Source organism: Morganella sp. HSTU-ASny43, assembly GCF_022819185.1.
In the GTDB taxonomy this organism is placed as follows: domain Bacteria; phylum Pseudomonadota; class Gammaproteobacteria; order Enterobacterales; family Enterobacteriaceae; genus Morganella; species Morganella morganii.
This window is the reverse complement of record NZ_WSPG01000020.1, coordinates 56,010-73,365: the sequence shown is the minus strand read 5'-3', so window position 1 is coordinate 73,365 and position 17,356 is coordinate 56,010. Positions and strand designations below refer to the sequence as shown.

At 53.5% G+C, this 17,356-nt stretch carries 16 protein-coding genes; 3 read left to right on the top strand and 13 right to left on the bottom strand.

All coding sequences use genetic code 11. From position 1 onward, the window contains the following. Positions 1-76: 76 nt before the first annotated feature. From pepT to lolC, 5 genes are all read right to left on the bottom strand, one after another. Entirely contained in the window at positions 77-1,309 is a 1,233-nt protein-coding gene (gene pepT, locus GN208_RS11950) for a peptidase T (protein WP_004238103.1), read from the bottom strand. Positions 1,310-1,360: 51 nt separating this feature from the next. Continuing rightward, on the bottom strand, positions 1,361-2,209 hold the full coding sequence (gene cobB, locus GN208_RS11945) for a Sir2 family NAD+-dependent deacetylase (protein ID WP_024473418.1): 849 nt from the start codon (positions 2,207-2,209) through the stop codon (positions 1,361-1,363). 85 nt (positions 2,210-2,294) lie between these two features. Next, positions 2,295-3,542, bottom strand: a complete 1,248-nt coding sequence (gene lolE / locus GN208_RS11940) for a lipoprotein-releasing ABC transporter permease subunit LolE (protein ID WP_004238100.1) — start codon at positions 3,540-3,542, stop codon at positions 2,295-2,297. Then, the gene (gene lolD, locus GN208_RS11935) at positions 3,539-4,234 is read right to left on the bottom strand and encodes a lipoprotein-releasing ABC transporter ATP-binding protein LolD (protein ID WP_004238099.1); all 696 of its coding nucleotides are present in this window, start codon (positions 4,232-4,234) and stop codon (positions 3,539-3,541) included. The genes lolE and lolD overlap by 4 nt, the downstream gene beginning before the upstream one ends. Further along, complete coding sequence (lolC, locus tag GN208_RS11930) at positions 4,227-5,429, bottom strand: lipoprotein-releasing ABC transporter permease subunit LolC (protein ID WP_004238098.1); 1,203 nt, start codon at positions 5,427-5,429, stop codon at positions 4,227-4,229. The genes lolD and lolC overlap by 8 nt, the downstream gene beginning before the upstream one ends. Before the next feature lie 239 nt (positions 5,430-5,668). On the opposite strand from lolC, the gene mfd reads away from it, so the two are divergent. Together mfd and GN208_RS11920 are read left to right on the top strand one after the other, a co-directional pair. After that, entirely contained in the window at positions 5,669-9,109 is a 3,441-nt protein-coding gene (gene mfd, locus GN208_RS11925; protein ID WP_015422829.1) for a transcription-repair coupling factor, read from the top strand. Positions 9,110-9,257: 148 nt separating this feature from the next. After that, positions 9,258-10,427, top strand: a complete 1,170-nt coding sequence (locus GN208_RS11920; protein WP_004238094.1) for a histidinol-phosphate transaminase — start codon at positions 9,258-9,260, stop codon at positions 10,425-10,427. An 84-nt stretch (positions 10,428-10,511) separates the two neighbouring features. Here the strand turns inward: GN208_RS11920 and umoD are convergent, their stop codons facing one another. Then, positions 10,512-10,949: a UmoD family flagellar biogenesis regulator gene (gene umoD / locus GN208_RS11915; protein ID WP_004240640.1), complete on the bottom strand. Its 438-nt coding sequence runs from the start codon at positions 10,947-10,949 to the stop codon at positions 10,512-10,514. Here umoD and GN208_RS11910 point away from each other — a divergent pair. Then, on the top strand, positions 10,852-11,076 hold the full coding sequence (locus GN208_RS11910; RefSeq protein WP_125460926.1) for a hypothetical protein: 225 nt from the start codon (positions 10,852-10,854) through the stop codon (positions 11,074-11,076). The genes umoD and GN208_RS11910 overlap by 98 nt on opposite strands. Before the next feature lie 323 nt (positions 11,077-11,399). Here GN208_RS11910 and GN208_RS11905 read toward each other — a convergent pair whose 3' ends face one another. The 7 genes from GN208_RS11905 to GN208_RS11875 form a co-directional block, all read right to left on the bottom strand. After that, a complete protein-coding gene (locus GN208_RS11905; protein ID WP_004238091.1) occupies positions 11,400-12,704 on the bottom strand; it encodes an NAD(P)/FAD-dependent oxidoreductase in 1,305 nt (434 codons plus the stop codon). A 446-nt stretch (positions 12,705-13,150) separates the two neighbouring features. Next, a complete protein-coding gene (gene ycfP, locus GN208_RS11900; RefSeq protein ID WP_004238088.1) occupies positions 13,151-13,699 on the bottom strand; it encodes an alpha/beta hydrolase YcfP in 549 nt (182 codons plus the stop codon). Beyond that, the gene (gene nagZ / locus GN208_RS11895) at positions 13,696-14,718 is read right to left on the bottom strand and encodes a beta-N-acetylhexosaminidase (RefSeq protein WP_015422830.1); all 1,023 of its coding nucleotides are present in this window, start codon (positions 14,716-14,718) and stop codon (positions 13,696-13,698) included. Before nagZ ends, ycfP begins: the two co-directional genes overlap by 4 nt. Positions 14,719-14,736: 18 nt before the next feature. Continuing rightward, positions 14,737-15,579 (bottom strand): hypothetical protein, encoded by an 843-nt coding sequence (locus GN208_RS11890; protein WP_004238086.1) that lies wholly within the window; start codon positions 15,577-15,579, stop codon positions 14,737-14,739. Further along, positions 15,569-16,156, bottom strand: a complete 588-nt coding sequence (lpoB, locus tag GN208_RS11885; RefSeq protein WP_004238085.1) for a penicillin-binding protein activator LpoB — start codon at positions 16,154-16,156, stop codon at positions 15,569-15,571. Before lpoB ends, GN208_RS11890 begins: the two co-directional genes overlap by 11 nt. A 21-nt stretch (positions 16,157-16,177) precedes the next feature. Then, positions 16,178-16,528 (bottom strand): purine nucleoside phosphoramidase, encoded by a 351-nt coding sequence (gene hinT / locus GN208_RS11880; protein WP_004238084.1) that lies wholly within the window; start codon positions 16,526-16,528, stop codon positions 16,178-16,180. Positions 16,529-16,571: 43 nt separating this feature from the next. Continuing rightward, on the bottom strand, positions 16,572-17,351 hold the full coding sequence (locus GN208_RS11875) for a metal-dependent hydrolase (RefSeq protein ID WP_004238082.1): 780 nt from the start codon (positions 17,349-17,351) through the stop codon (positions 16,572-16,574). Between the last annotated feature and the right edge of the window lie 5 nt (positions 17,352-17,356).

Here is a 17,356-nt window from a genome sequence, read left to right as displayed (position 1 = left end):
GTGTTGTGTATAAGAGACAGGTTAATATGAATGCTCAGGTTTCTAGGGGTTTCTGTGATGTGTATATGTGAATTATTTATTTCTTCATATCCAGTGCAGTTAATTCTGCAATCCGCATAATCACGGAAACTGCCTGTTCCATGCCTTCCAGTGAGATAAACTCGTGTTTACTGTGGAAGTTATAACCACCGGTAAACAGATTCGGGCACGGCAGACCACGGTAAGAGAGTTGCGCACCGTCAGTACCACCACGAATAGGTTTGATATCCGGTTCAATATCGCAGTCAATCATTGCCTGTTTGGCCAGTTCAATCACATGCGGGTGTTTCACCACATGGTCGCGCATATTGTAATAGCTGTCATCAATCGTCAGCTCGATATAGCAGTCCGGATGCAGACCTTTACCGACTTTCTCGGCAATCGCAATCATATTGCTTTTGCGTTTTTCAAAATTGTTACGGTCAAAATCACGGATGATATAGTTCATTTCCGCGCGTTCAACCGTGCCTTTGATGCTTTGCAGATGATAGAAACCTTCATACCCTTCGGTATTTTCCGGCGTTTCTTCCGGCGGTAATTCGCTGTGGATGCGGGTTGCCAGTGACAGCGCGTTCACCATCACACCTTTGGCACTGCCCGGATGCACGTTATTGCCCTCAATACGGATGGCAACTGCCGCCGCATTGAAGTTTTCATATTCCAGCTCACCGACACCACCGCCATCAACGGTATAAGCCCACTGCGCACCGAATTTTTTCAGATCCACATACTGCGCGCCACGGCCGATTTCTTCATCCGGCGTGAAGGCAATGCGGATATCACCGTGCGGAATATCACTGTTTTTCAGACGTACCATGGCAGTGATGATTTCTGCGATACCGGCTTTGTCATCCGCACCCAGCAGGGTTTTACCGTCGGTCATAATCAGGGTTTTACCCAGCATGGTGTGCAGCACCGGGAACATTACCGGCGACAGCACTTCATCGCCGATGCCGAGTGCGATATCACCACCACGGTAATTTTCCAGAACCTGAGGATTCACATTACGCCCGGAGAAATCCGGTGAGGTATCAAGGTGAGAAATAAAACCGATAACCGGTACCGGCCAGTCAACATTCGCCGGTAACGTTGCCATCACGCAGCCGTTATCATCCAGCGAGACATCTGATAACCCCAGCGTTTTCAGCTCTTTTTCCAGAGCACGCGCCAGCCTTAACTGACCGTCGCTGCTTGGTGTCAGCTTGGCTGACGGCTTCGACTGCGTGTCAAAAGAGACATAACCGAAAAAGCGCTCTAATAACTTATCCATGTGTTCCCCCAATAACATTGATTTCTTATTATCGGGGAAACATAAATTGAGTTATTGCGTCAAATCAGATTTAGTGTTGTTAATCTGCGCCAGCAGCTGACGGACATACTCCGGCACCACCTGCCCGGCAGGACCGTAGTGACACTCCTCAAACTCACTCTGCACCTTACTCGGTTCCAGATTGAGTTCCACTGTATGTGCCCCGCACAGCCGTGCCTCATGGACAAACCCGGCCGCCGGATAGACATGCCCGGAGGTACCGATGGCGATAAAGATATCCGCATCATTCAGTGCCTGATAGATTTCATCCATGCCGAACGGCATTTCACCGAACCAGACAATATGCGGCCGCAGCGGTGACGGGAACTGACAACAGTGGCAGCGCTCATCCGCTGACAGGTCACCGGTGCACGACTGAACCTGTCCGGACATCGCACAGCGAATTTTCAGCAACTCGCCGTGCATATGAATAATCCGCTGACTACCTGCCCGCTCATGCAGGTTATCAATATTCTGGGTGACCAGCAGGAAGTTATCCCCCAGCACCTGTTCCAGCTCCGCCAGGGCGAGATGTGCCGGGTTCGGCTGCACGTCAGGAGACTGTAACTGGCGGCGGCGGTCATTGTAAAACTGCTGCACCAGACGCGGATTGCGGGCATAGCCTTCCGGCGTCGCCACATCTTCGATGTTGTGCTCTTCCCACAGCCCGTCTTCCGAACGAAATGTCCGGATCCCGGACTCGGCGGAGATACCCGCGCCGGTCAGCACAACAATTTTAGGTTTAAACTGATCCATTTTTCCGGCCATCCATTTATCGCGATAAAAAAAGCGTAAGTGAAAACGCTGGCGCAGGATCCGCCGCTGTTTGCGTAACTTTCTTAATCGGTGCGTTCTGCGCATAATCCGGCCTTTGTTCATCACTGTCTCCGTTCAGGGTAATGCATCCGCACTTCGGATTCAAAAATCATTACAATTCCTGCGGGCTTTACTGCCCGCTCAGAATACGTGCCGGTTCAAGGCGGCAGGCGCGTCTCGCCGGATACCAGCTTGCCAGCAGGCTCAGCACAATGGTGGTTAAGACCACATACAGCAGATCGGTCAGCCGCAGCTCCGACGGCAGAAAATCAATAAAATAGACATCGCCGGACAACAGTTTGTGCCCGATAAGAAATTCAATACCGCGGATAAGCGGTGTCAGATTCAGCGCCGCCAGTGTGCCGAGAACCGCCCCGCTGATACAGCCGACCATGCCGGTCAGCAGTCCGTACCAGAGGAAAATGGCGCGGATCAGGCTGTCTTTCGCACCAAGGGTGCGCAGAATGGCGATATCCCCGCTTTTGTCTTTCACGGCAATAATCAGGGTGGAAACGATATTGAAGCATGCCACACCAATCACCAGAATCATGGCAAGATACATAATACTGCGCACTAACTGAATGTCGCTGTACATGTAACCGTATTCGTTGATCCAGCTCTTATAGAAGACATGTTCACGGCTGGCTTCCGCCGCCCGCAGTACCACGTCATTGGCATTGAAAACATTATCCACACGGATTTCAATCCCGGTGACGCCCTCACCGTAATCCAGATACTGCTGTGCATCTTCCAGCGGCAGCAGCGCCAGCCTGTGATCCAGCATGCCGCTTAAGCGGAAAATCCCCGCGACCTGCAAACGGATGCGTTTCGGCTGTAACAGGCGCTCCGTGCTGTCGTGATTCGGGATCATGATGGTGAGCCAGTCACCCTGCGCAACACCGAGGGATTTTGCCGCGCCGTCACCAAGGATTATCTGATTTTTCCCGGCCTGAAAATCCGCCCATGCATTATCCGCCACAAATTCCGGCAATCCGCTCACCAATTTCTGAGTGACCGGATCCACACCCATTAGTTGCATGGCCTGTAATTTACTGCCTTTTTCTGCCAGCCCGGTAAATTCAATATACGGGCTGGCGGCCACCACACCCGGAGTATTTTTGATCCGCAGCAGGCTCTGCGCCCAGGTATCAAACGGCTGCTCAACAGTGGAAATCTGCCCCTGCGGCACCACGGAAAGCACCCGGTTCTCCAGCTCACGCTCGAAGCCGTTCATGGCACTCAGCCCGATAATCAGTACCGCCACCCCGAGCGTGATCCCCAGGGTGGAAATAACGGAAATCAGCGAGACCATTCCCGCCCGTTTCCGCCCTTTGCTGAAACGCAGCGCAGTCAGTAATGACAGCGGTAGTGCATTCATAGCGCCGTCTCCGGCTGTGCATTCAGAATACCGTCGCGCATTTCCATCTGCCGCCCCATTTTCGCCGCCAGGGCGAGGTCATGGGTAACCACCAGGAAGGCTGTGCCGAGGGTTTTATTCAGTTCGGATAACAAATCAAAAATGCTCTGCGCATTGCGCTGATCCAGGTTACCGGTCGGTTCATCCGCCAGAACCAGTGACGGTTTATTCACCAGCGCACGGGCAATCGCCACCCGCTGACGCTCCCCGCCGGAGAGCTCAGACGGACGATGATGGGCACGCGCTGCCACACCAACCCGCTCCAGCATCTCCCCCGCCTGTGCCAGCGCTTTATCCCGCGCCATACCGCCGATCAGCAGCGGCATCGCCACGTTTTCCGCCGCCGTGAAGTCCGGCAGAAGATGGTGGAACTGATAGATAAAGCCCATTTCCTGATTACGCAGCGCCGACAGAGCGTTCTGGCTCATGGCGGAAAGTGCCGTGCCGTTAAAAATCACCTCACCGGAGGTCGGGGAATCCAGCCCGCCGAGCAGATGCAGCAGCGTACTTTTCCCTGAACCGGAACTGCCGACAATCGCCAGCATATCCCCGCGCCGGAGTTCAAAATTAACCTGTTTCAGGACATCAGTTTCCACTGTGCCCTCATGATAAGATTTGCATAACTGACGACATGCCAGTAATAACTCACTCATAACGTAAAGCCTCCGCGGGTTGTACCGCTGCCGCCCGCCACGCAGGCCAGAGTGTGGATAATAAAGAGATAAGCATGGCAGCCGCGCCGATAGTGATGACGCGCAGCGGCTCAATGACCGTCGGCAGCGCGATTCCTTTCGGGATCAGCCCCAGCAGCGGCATCAGAATATTCAGTTGTGACGATAGCAGTGTGCCCAGCAGAACGCCGATCACCGAGCCGAGGATCCCTGCCCCCGCGCCCTGAATCATAAAGATCAGCATAATTTTGCCGCGTGTCATTCCCAGGGTTTTCAGGATGGCCACTTCGGTCTGTTTTTCCATCACCAGCAAGGCCAGTGAGGTAATGATATTAAACGCGGCCACGGCGATAATCAGGCTGAGCAGCAGCCCCATCATATTTTTCTCCATGCGCACAGCCTGGAAAAACTCACCTTTCTGCACGCGCCAGTCTGTCCAGACCAGCCCTTCCGGTAATGTCTGCTGACTGAGGCTGTCCACCTGTAACGGCTGTGACAGATAGAGACGCCAGCCGGTGATATTACCCGCCGGATAGCGCATCAGACGTGCCGCATCCTCCTGATTCATCAGCACCTGGGTGTTATCGGATTCACTGCCGGAGGAAAAAAAGCCCGCCACGGTGAACAGGCGCTGGCTCGGGATGCGTCCCATCGGCGTCAGCTGCGACACATTCGGCACCAGGATACGGACACTATCCCCGCGTTTAAGCCCCATGCGTTTCGCCACGCCTTCGCCGACCACCACATGATACTGACCTGCCGCCAGGTCGGATGGCCGGGTATTCACCAGATAATTCATCAGCGGTTCATCCCCCAGCGGATCAATTCCGGTCACGGAGGCGATCCCCACATTGCCGGTGCTCTGCAATACCACATCACCGGTGACAATCGGGGCGGTTTTTACCACATCACGCAGCCCGGCTAATTGTGAGACCGGATGTGTCTGCGGATCCAGCACACCGTTTCCGGTGGTGATTACCGCCTGCGGCATAAAATCGAGGATACTCTGCTGCAATGAGCGTTCAAAACCGTTCATCACGGATGTCACGGTGATAAGTGCTGTCACCCCCAGCGTGATGCCGATGGCGGAAAGCAGCGAGACAAAACGGGCAAAGCGATCCGTGCCGCGTCCCCGCATGTAACGCAGACCGATTAAAAATGAGACAGACTGAAACATGAAATCTGAACGCCCCTGTTGCCAAAGCGAAGTGTTCAGGGATAATAAAGGCTCCGGTTGATGAATGGAACCACTCCCGCCCGTTTGCGGCAGTTTTTTTTCATTGACGGTCAGCGTGTTGCCGGTATCAGACCACCTCCGGACCGGCAGCGCGGCGGCCTTTTATTGCCCGGACAAGCCACTCCGGTATGGCAGAACCTTGTTACCTGACAGAAACACGCAGCCCGATGGAAAACCGAATGTCGCTGAAAACACGCTATGAACTCCCGGCCCGTGCCGCAGACACCCGCCAGCTCGGTGAAATGACCGGTGCAGCCTGTGCGGTGGAAACCGCGTCGATAATTGAACAACACGACGGCCCCGTCATCCTGGTGACCCGCGATATGCAGAATGCCCTGCGGCTGCGGGATGAGATCCGCCAGTTTACCGCGCTCCCGGCAGAAACCCTTGCCGACTGGGAAACTCTGCCGTATGACAGCTTTTCGCCGCACCAGGAGATTATCTCCAACCGGTTATCCACATTATACCGTCTGCCGACCCTCGAAAAAGGCGCACTGATTCTGCCGGTCAATACACTGATGCAGAAAGTGTGTCCGCCTGAATTTCTCACCAGTCATGCGCTGGTGATGGCCAAAGGGGAAAAGCTGTCGCGGGATAAGCTGCGTGAAGAGCTGGTTCAGGGCGGCTACCGTAGTGTCGAACAAGTACTGGAGCACGGCGAGTTTGCCATTCGCGGCGCATTGCTGGATCTGTTTCCGATGGGCAGCGAACTGCCGTTCCGGATTGATTTCTTTGATGATGAAATCGACAGCCTGCGCACCTTTGATGTCGACACCCAGCGCACCCTCGATGAAGTGAATGCGATCAATCTTCTGCCTGCTCACGAATTCCCGACGGATAAAGATGCTATCGAGCTGTTCCGCAGTCAGTGGCGGGAAACCTTTGAGGTGCGCCGCGACCCGGAGCATGTTTATCAGCAGGTCAGCAAAGGTACCCTGCCCGCCGGTATCGAGTACTGGCAGCCGCTGTTTTTCACCGCACCGCTGGTACCGCTGTTTGACTATCTGCCGGATAACACCCTGCTGGTGACCCGGGATTTACAGGAATCCGCCGACCGCTTCCGCCGTGATGTGCAACAGCGTTTTGAGAGCCGGGGTGTGGATCCGATGCGCCCGTTACTGCCGCCGTCACAGCTGTGGCTGACACCGGAAGAACTCAATCAGCAGATGAAAACGCTGCCGCGTGTGCAGCTCAATAATGACAAACTGCCACGCAAAGCCGCCAATACCAACCTCGGCTATACCGCTCTGCCGGATCTGAAAGTCAATCCGCAGCTGAAATCCCCGCTTGACCCGCTGCGCCGCTTCCTGGAAAGCACAGAGGCTGCCGTGATTTTCTCGGTGGAAAGTGAGGGACGGCGCGAAAGCGTACAGGAACTGCTGGCGCGCATCAAAATCAAACCGGCGGAAATCCGCAGTCTGACGGATGCTACCGTGCCGGGTATTTATGTCATGATCGGTGCCGCTGAGCACGGCTTTGTTGATAACGACCGTCAGCGCGTCCTGATCTGCGAAAGCGATATGCTGGGTGAGCGAGTGGTGCGCCGCCGCCAGGACACCCGCCGCACAATTAACACCGACACCCTGATCCGCAACCTCGCGGAACTGCGCCCCGGTCAGCCGGTAGTGCATCTGGAGCACGGGGTCGGCCGCTATCAGGGATTAACCACCCTGGAGGCCGGGGGGATCAAGGCAGAATACCTGATCCTCACCTACGCCGGGGAAGACAAACTGTATGTCCCGGTGTCATCGCTGCATCTGATCAGCCGCTATGCCGGAGGGGCAGATGAAAGCGCCCCGCTGCATAAACTCGGCGGTGAAGCCTGGAGCAAAGCACGTCAGAAAGCAGCGGAAAAAGTCCGCGATGTGGCGGCACAGTTACTGGATATTTATGCACAGCGGGCCGTCAAACCCGGCTTTGCCTTTAAACATGATCGCGAACAGTACCGCGAGTTTTGCCAGTCTTTCCCGTTTGAAACCACTCCGGATCAGGAGCAGGCTATTAATGCCGTGCTGAGCGATATGTGTCAGCCGGTGGCGATGGACCGGCTGGTGTGCGGTGATGTCGGTTTCGGTAAAACCGAGGTCGCAATGCGGGCGGCCTTCCTCGCCGTCCATAACCACAAGCAGGTTGCTGTGCTGGTGCCGACCACTCTGCTCGCGCAGCAGCATTATGATAACTTCCGTGACCGTTTCGCCAACTGGCCGGTGCGGATTGAAGTTCTGTCCCGTTTCCGCAGCGCCAAAGAGCAGCAGCAGGTGCTGGATGATACCAGAGAAGGAAAAGTGGATATCATTATCGGCACACATAAGCTGTTGCAGAGCGATGTGCACTGGCATGATCTCGGCCTGCTGGTGGTGGACGAAGAGCACCGCTTTGGTGTCCGCCATAAAGAGCGCATCAAGGCAATGCGCGCCAATGTGGATATCCTGACCCTCACCGCCACCCCGATTCCGCGTACCCTGAATATGGCGATGAGCGGCATGCGGGACCTTTCTATTATCGCCACCCCGCCGGCAAGACGGCTGGCGGTGAAAACCTTTGTCCGTCAGTATGATGAGCTGGTGGTGCGGGAGGCGATTCTGCGTGAGGTACTGCGCGGCGGCCAGGTCTATTATCTCTACAATGATGTGGAGAATATTGAAAAAGCCCGCAACCGTATTGCGGAACTGGTACCGGAAGCCCGTGTGGCAGTCGGCCACGGACAGATGCGTGAGCGCGAGCTGGAACGGGTCATGACCGATTTCCACCATCAGCGTTTTAATGTGCTGGTATGCACCACGATTATTGAAACCGGTATCGATATTCCCAGCGCCAATACCATTATCATCGAACGGGCCGATCATTTCGGGCTGGCACAGCTGCATCAGCTGCGCGGCCGTGTCGGGCGTTCACACCATCAGGCCTATGCTTATCTGCTGACGCCACACCCGAAAGCCATGACCACCGATGCCCATAAACGCCTGGAAGCAATTGCTTCTCTGGAAGATTTAGGAGCCGGATTTGCTCTCGCCACTCATGACCTGGAAATCCGTGGTGCGGGTGAGCTGCTGGGCGAGGATCAGAGCGGCCAGATGGCCAGCGTTGGTTTCACACTCTATATGGAAATGCTGGAAAGTGCGGTTGATTCCCTGAAAAGCGGCAAAGAGCCGTCACTGGAAGATCTCACGCAGAGCCAGACCGAAGTGGAGCTGCGTATGCCGGCCCTGCTGCCGGAAGATTACCTGCCGGATGTAAACATGCGCCTCTCCTTCTACAAACGGATTGCCAGCGCGCGCAGCGATACCGAACTGACCGAGCTGAAAATTGAGCTGATTGACCGCTTCGGTCTGCTGCCGGATGCCGGTCGTCACCTGCTGGCGGCAGCGGGTCTGCGCCTGCAGGCACAGGACCTGGGGATCCGCCGGATTGAGGCGCAGGAGAAAGGCGGTTTTGTTGAGTTCAGTGAGAAAAACCATGTCGACCCGGCGTATCTTATCGGGCTTTTGCAAAATAACCCGAAACAGTACCGGCTGGACGGCCCGTCAAAACTGAAATTTATCTGTGACCTGACCGACCGCACCAAACGCATTGAGTTTATCGCGGATTTACTGACTGCATTTGCCGCTCATCCGGTATAACGTACAACATCCTCTCTGTCAGGTGCCGGTTTCGGCCGGCACCTTAAAAATGAATAAAAATCCATTTATTGTGAATATTAATTTGCAAGGTGATTATTAGTTCGGTTAGTATTTACCAAAATATAATGACAACAACAGGGTAAATACTATGGATCGTCGTTCGTTTCTGAAATCAACAGGGATCGCGCTCGGCGGATTAACCGCCGCCTCTCTGGTCACCACCGGTCAGGCCGCCACCGGTACTGTCTCACCCGCTGCCAAAGCAGCGCCGCTCAGCGCGGAAAATCCGCTGCTGCTGAACTTCAATGAAAACTCACTGGGGATGTCTCCGAAAGCCCGTCAGGCGATTATTGACGCCCTTCCCGGCGCATTCCGCTATCCGGATGCTGCCCGCGAAGCGCTGATTGAGCAGATTGCCGCGCATTTCTCACTGACACCGGAACACATCAGCCTCGGAAATGGTTCCTCAGAAACCATTCAGGCGGCTGTGCAGATGCTGGTGGCGGATGCACAGAAAAAACAGCAGCCGGTGCAACTGATTGTGCCGGATCCGACATTCAATTATGCCGAACTGTATGCTGAGCCGCTGGGCGTCAATATTGTCAAAGTGCCGCTGAAAGCCGATCTCTCTTTCGACCTCACAGCCATGCAGGCGATCGCCGATAACTTTGCCGGTCATTCCGTTATCTATATCTGTAACCCGAATAACCCGACCGCTATGATCACCCCGGCATCACAACTCGCACAGTGGGTAAACCAGGCACCGCCGCAGCAGAATTTTATTATTGATGAGGCATATGCGGAATTTGTGTCTGATCCGCAATTTAAAAGTGCGGTTGAATGGGTGGCTGCCGGAAAATCCAATATTATCGTGACACGCACTTTCTCGAAAATATTTGCCCTGGCCGGGCTTCGTGTCGGTTACGGTATTTCCGTACCGGCAGTAACGGAACAGGTAAATATTTTCAATTCTATCGATAATACTAATATAGCAGGTGCAGTTTCCGCACTGGCATCCCTGAATGATAAACCGTTTATTGATTACAGCCGCCATTCAACGGATGTTTCACGGGAAATTGTGGTTGCCGCACTGAAGGAATTAAATCTGCCTTATGCGCCCTCACAGGCTAATTTCATCTTCCATAAGGTGACCGGAGATGTAAAAACCTATCAGCAGCGGATGAAAGAAAACCATATAATGGTCGGCCGTGAATTTCCGCCGGTAACCGGCTGGAGCCGCCTGACATTAGGCACGCCGGAAGAGATGCAGCAATTTGTGGCGGTATTAAAGCAGTTTCGTCAGAAGGGCTGGGTTTAATTTCCGGTTACATTAAATAAAAAACGTGGTGAATACCGGTTTATGACATAAACCGGTATTCTTATTTTTTGTCTGTAACACACTTTATTTTACTGTATTCAGCCCGGGTAAAATGATCAGCCGCCCGGTATTATCCACCGGCATGACATCACCCGGATTATAATTGATTCTGACCTTACCGACGGTGTCATTGATTCTATACACCACATCATAGCCGACAATCCGGTGCTCATAGGTGTATGCCGTCGTACAGGAGCGGTATGTCGGGCCACCGTACACCTTCGGTGCATGCAGCAGGGTTTCATACAGCAGGTACGGGGTGCAGACCTGCTCAGTCGGGTGGACGATATCCAGGAGTTCACGCTTGTACGGACCCGGCATGGTTGTCAGGTCACAGTATTCATGGCGTACAGGCACCGTTGCCATGATAGGTTCGGATGAGAGAACCTCAGCAACAGCGGGATGTTTATTCTTTGTCACAGCAAAAGAAATGATTACCGCAAAAATAACAAACAGAAGCACAAGCCCTGTGAATGTTATTCGTGATAATGGTTTTCGTTCATTTTTATTCATTGTCAAATTATATAAATATCCAGCGGTAATAATTGGGATTATTCCTATCAAACCCGGTTTTATTTTTAACGATTAATCTTACCGGACTATATTCCCACAGCACCGCTAAATAAAAGTTAAATAATAATGATGAAACAATAATTCTGTCCCTGTAATTTATTAATTCAACCTGACTGTGTGTGTACTGACAACGATCAACAATAATTAATAAAGAGCAGTATCTGCCTTATTTTGTTCATTACCACCGGAATTATCTGTTAGTGATGATACTGAACTCCTGTTAAATAATGCATTTTCCGGCTTTATATCAAATCTGTACAATGTATATTTCCCTGTTCTGAGCAGGGTTTATTATTATAAAAAATGACGCCCGGAAGCGTCATTTTTGGGGAAGATCAATTAATGTAATTTCAGCCGCGGACGGATAATCCGGTTTATACCGCCAACCAGCATCATCAGCCCGGTTTTAATATAACCGTGCAGCGCAATCTGATGCATACGATACAGAGAAATATACATCACACGGGCAATACGCCCTTCAATCATCATATTCCCGCGCATCAGGTTACCCATCAGGCTCCCGACCGTACTGAACCGGGAGAGGGAAACCAGTGAGCCGTGATCTTTAAACACATAATCCTTCAGCGGCTTATCATTGAGTACCGCAAGGATGTTGTGATAGCAGCGGGTCGCCATCTGATGTGCTGACTGCGCGCGCGGCGGAACAAATCCGCCCTCTTTTTTCGGGCAGGATGAGCAGTCACCGATAGCGAAAATTGCGTCATCACGGGTGGTCTGGAGTGTTGGTTTGACCACCAGCTGATTAATACGGTTGGTTTCCAGCCCGCCAATCTCTTTCAGGAAATCAGGCGCTTTGATACCTGCCGCCCAGACCATCAGGCTCGCCGTGATATGCTCGCCGTCTTTGGTGTTCAGGCCGGATTCATCGGCGCTGGTGACCATGGTCTGCGTCATCACACGCACACCCAGTTTGGTGAGCTCCTGGTGAGCGGCACCGGCAATTTTCGGCGGCAGAGCAGGCAGAATACGCTCACCCGCCTCCACCAGCGTCACATTCAGTGCATCGGTATTCAGGCCTTTAAAACCGTAGCTGTGAAGCTGCTCAACGGCATTATACAGTTCTGCTGACAGTTCCACTCCGGTCGCCCCGCCGCCGACAATCGCGATATTCACTTTGTCGCCTTCGCCGTGGCTGGCGGAGTATTTCAGGAACAGGTTCAGCATCTCATTATGGAAGCGGTTTGCCTGTGACGGGCTGTCGAGGAAGATGCAGTTTTCTTTGATCCCCGGTGTACCGAAATCGTTGGAGGTACTGCCCAGCGCCATCACCAGAATGTCATAATCCAGCTCACGCTCCGGTACCAGCAGGTCACCGTTGTTATCACGGATTTCTGCCAGGGTGATATTTTTACTGTCGCGATCCAGTCCGGTCATTGAACCCAGCTGGAAATTGAAATAGTGATTGCGGGCATGCGCCAGGTAGCTCAGGGCATCCACGCCGTCATCCAGAGAACCGGTCGCCACTTCGTGTAACAGCGGTTTCCACAGGTGGCTGCTGTTGCGATCGACCAGAGTGATTTCCGCTTTTTTCTTCTTACCTAATTTGTGGCCGAGTTGCGTTGCCAGTTCCAGCCCGCCTGCGCCACCGCCGATAATCACAATCTTCGTATTCGGTGTAGTCATAACATCCTCTGAAAAATAATCTAACGTTATCTCAGGGCTCTTCAGGAAAAACAGTGAGATAACATCAGATAAAACTGAATCGTGTCACACCATGGTATACCACAACAGGTAATTTGGTCATACCATATTTGATCATAATCAAATTCTGGGTAATCCGGCGGAAAAATGCAAACATTATTTTAAATTTAACAAAACTATTTTACTTTTGGTTTACCTCTGATGCTTTCTTTAATCACCGGATTAACTTTTCACACCCGCAGATGAAAAAAGCCCGTTATCTTGCTGATTCAGCACCAGAAAGTTATTGATATAACGCAATGACCGGAAAGATACGTAAGAGAACGATCACAGAAAAGGCAGATTTGAGACAGGAATCGCTTCAGTTGCGGGGGAAAAAAATACCGCGCCTTCAGCAGGCGCGGCCGTTTTACAGAGAGGCGGTGTTATCAGGCTTTTTTAAACGCGGTTTTAAACCCTTTGATTTCCTGCAGATGACGGGACAGATCCTTAAACTTGTGGGTCTGTTCTTCATCCCAGATAACCTGATAGTACGGTGACAGCGTGTCATGCGCACGCTGGTTATCCAGCGCCTCATCATTGCGGGACAACAGCACCAGGCAGTTCTGCCGGTTCAGCTCGCGGAAATCCGAGATACACTTGGTCATGATATCCAGATACTCTTCCGGGCGGTCGATTTTGCCTTCCATATTTTCATACGGGAACAGGTTAGGGTTCACCATCACCTGGCGGATCCCGCACAGATATCCGACACGCTCAGCCCAGAAGCCCCCCAGACCCACGCCCAGCACAATGGCCGGTCCTTCGCTCTGTTTTACCGCTTTATCCACTTCGGTCAGCAGATATTTCATGTCATAACGCGGATGAAGCGTGCTGTAACTGATAAAACGGACATCCGGATCCGCAAATTTCAGCTGCATCACTTTTTCATGATTGCCCGGGCTGGTTGAATCAAATCCATGAAGATAAATAATCATGCTCGCTCCTGCCATTGTTCGTGTAATACGGATAGGGTTTTGTTCGCCTGCTGCCAGCGCTCACTGCGCTGCAGTTCGGTCAGATCATAACCTTTACCCCGATGATACAACTTATCAATACGTTGTGCCGTGATAACAGGCAAATTATCAAGGATAGTCACAGCACCTCTGCGGTTATTACAGACCAGGATCATATCGCAGCCCGCATCCAGTGATGCCTGACCACGCTCTGCATAGCCGCCCATCACCGCCGCCCCTTCCATTGACAGGTCATCCGAGAAAATCACCCCGTCAAACCCGAGTTGCTGACGCAGCACCGATTTCAGCCAGTAAGATGAACCGCTCGCCGGACGATCATCAATCTGTGTGTAGATCACATGTGCGGGCATCACAGCATCAAGCAGGCCGCGCTGGATAAATTCGCGGAAAATCGCCATGTCTTTACCACGGATCACCGCCGGGTCGCGCTCATCACGCGGCGTTTCCTTGTGAGAATCCGCACTGACTGCGCCGTGCCCCGGGAAGTGTTTACCGGTGCTCGACATCCCGGCACTGCGCATACCGCGCACAAAGCGTTCCGCCATCTGCGCCGCAATGTCGCCGTCCTCATGGAACGCGCGTGAGCCGATAGCCGCGCTGCCGTGCCCCAGATCCAGCACCGGCGCGAAACTGATATCAATATCCATAGCGATCATTTCCGCCGCCATCAGCCAGCCCGCCTCTTCCGCCAGCGCAGAGCCGGTGAGCAGGTCATTAAACTGTGCAAAAGACTGTGCCGCCGGCAGGCGGGTAAAGCCATCTTTAAACCGCTGGACGCGGCCGCCCTCCTGGTCAACCGCAATCACAACCCGGTTGTCGCGGGTGGCTTCACGGATCTGCCGCGTCAGTTCCCGCAGCTGTGCCGTGTCATGGAAATTACGGGTAAAGAGAATCACTCCCCCGACTGAAGGGTGGCGCAGGATCTCGCGCTCTTCGCTGTCCAGCTCATACCCTTCGACATCTAACATTACAGGACCCATGGTGAAACCTCGTTGTATTTACCTGAGCCCGGCGGCGGCTTTCAGCGCGGCCGGGTATTGCAGAAACTGCGGGTCGCCGGTTTGTCCCCAGCGGCTCTCGAACCACATAACCATCATATAATCTGCCCGTGCCTGCCAGCGGCAGGTCTGCGCCAGTACGCGCTGCGGACAGTGATAAGCAGAATAATAACGCAGAAAAGTGTGAATTAACGTCAGTGACCAGTGATTGGCACGAAAAAGTGTGGCGAGAGACAGACCGATATCGGTATCAGCAGCATATTCCCAGTCAATCAGATGCAGTTCCCCTGCCGCCGTCACAATGTTGCCGGGGTGGATATCCATATGTGCAGGCGCCAGTTTCAGCGGCTGAGGCTCTGCTTCGCGCATAAAGTGACGATGAATACGCAACAGCTGCGGGGTGCGGCGGCGTTTGTCGGTCAGGTGAAAGTGGCGGTCTGCCTGCGCTTTGAGCGGCAGACGATACCCGGTAAGCGGCTGATTATGCAGATTGCTGACCAGCGCCGCCAGCTGCGGAATAAAGTCCGGTTGCTGTATCCGTTCCGGCGGCAGTGTTTCACCCTCCACCCGGTACAAAAGCAGCCAGCCGTGGCTGAACCCGGCCACGCGCGGAGCAAGACCGCTGTCACGCAGCCGGTGCAGGATACGCGCCTCTTTCTGACGGCTGACACCGATATCCGCACTGTGCACGGTCTGTGCTCTGCCAATCAGAGATACACCTTTTTGTTCAATACTGACACTTTCCCGCGTCAGCCCGTTCAGCGGACGGATTGTCCAGCCGGCGGCAGGCAGTGCGGGAAAGTGTTCAGCGAGGCATAACAGTAACGCGCGGTTACTGCTCAAGCACCGCGCCCTTACCGGACCAGATGATTTCACCGCTGCTGACAGACATCAGTTGCATCTCCATCTGACGGGCATCACGGGTACCGGTCACCACGCTGTACAGCACATAGTCGGCATTCAGATAACGCGCCAGACCGATAGCTTTGCTGCGCAGGGTCAGTGTATCGTTATCACCCATACCCAGCACCGACATGGCACTGCTGACCGCACCGGCCGGGATCACATTCAGTACCCCGGTTTTTCCGATGGTATTCATCAGCGCACCGGTCGCAACGCTGGTCTGCAGGCTGCTGTTGGTTTTATTACCGACTTTATTCACCAGCAGCGTACGGCCCTGATTCACGCCGTCGCTGTGAACCATCTGATTAACCAGTGGTGTAATACTCTGTTCCCACTCGATTTTTTTCATTTTCGGCGGAACCGGCACCGTATCCGGCGGCGGCAGCGGCAGTGGCGGCGGCGTGGTATCCGGCGGCGGTGTTACGGTACCCACCGGTACCGGGGGTGTTACCGGTGCCGTTGAAGGACACCCGGCGAGCAGCCAGACTGACGCTATCACACATAAAAGACGTTTCATCACCGTTCTCCTGTCAGCCGGTTATTTCGCCAGCATCGGCCCCAGATGATGGCCGCCGACCAGATGCATATGAATATGGAACACTTCCTGTCCGCCGTGGCGGTTACAGTTCATGATCAGGCGGTAGCCGTCATCCGCAATACCTTCCTGCTGTGCGATTTTGGCCGCGACCGTGATCATATGACCCAGAACCTGTTCATCTTCCGGCGTAACATCATTCACAGTAGGAATAAGATGGTTGGGAATAATCAGAATATGTGTCGGTGCCTGCGGGGAAATATCCCGGAACGCCGTCACGCTGTCATCCTGATAGACGATATCAGACGGAATTTCACGACGAATAATTTTACTGAAAATAGTTTCTTCGGCCATAACCTGCTCCTGTAATTAATCAGCCTGACAGATGTGTGCGGATTTACCGGACAGACACCTGAAACAGACGGCAGAAATTGTCAGTGGTGATCTCAGCAAGCGCCTCAACGCTCACCCCTTTTAATACAGCCATATACTCCGCCACATCACGCACATACGCGGGCTGGTTCTCTTTACCGCGAAACGGTACCGGGGCCAGATACGGCGAATCGGTTTCCACCAGAATGCGATCCAGCGGGACAATGCGGGCGGCTTCGCGGATCTGCTCCGCATTGCGGAACGTCACGATGCCGGAAAAGGAGATATAAAAACCTTCATCCAGCAGCGCTGATGCCGTCTCTTTGTCTTCGGTAAAGCAGTGTAACACGCCGCCGCACTCCCCGGCCTGTTCTTCGCGGATAATCGCCAGGGTATCCTCACGGGCATCCCGGGTGTGCACAATCACCGGTTTATTCAGCTCACGTCCGATACGGATATGCTCGCGGAAAACCTCACGCTGAAGCGCGGCATTCTCTTTCTGATAGTAGTAATCCAGCCCGGTTTCGCCGAGGGCCACCACCCGTTTATCCGCCGCCAGTTCACGCAGCTGTGTGAAATCATACGGCTCATCCAGATTCAGCGGATGAATACCACAGGAAAAGGCCACATCCGGGCGCTCACCAATCAGCTCGCGCATTTTTGTGTAACCCGGCAGGGTTGTCGCCACCGCCAGTGCGTATTTCACATCTCGCTGCGCGGCCTTTTGCATAACATCATCCACACTTTCATGCTTTTTTTCATAATCAAGGCAATCGAGGTGGCAGTGGGAATCTACTAAAAACATAATTA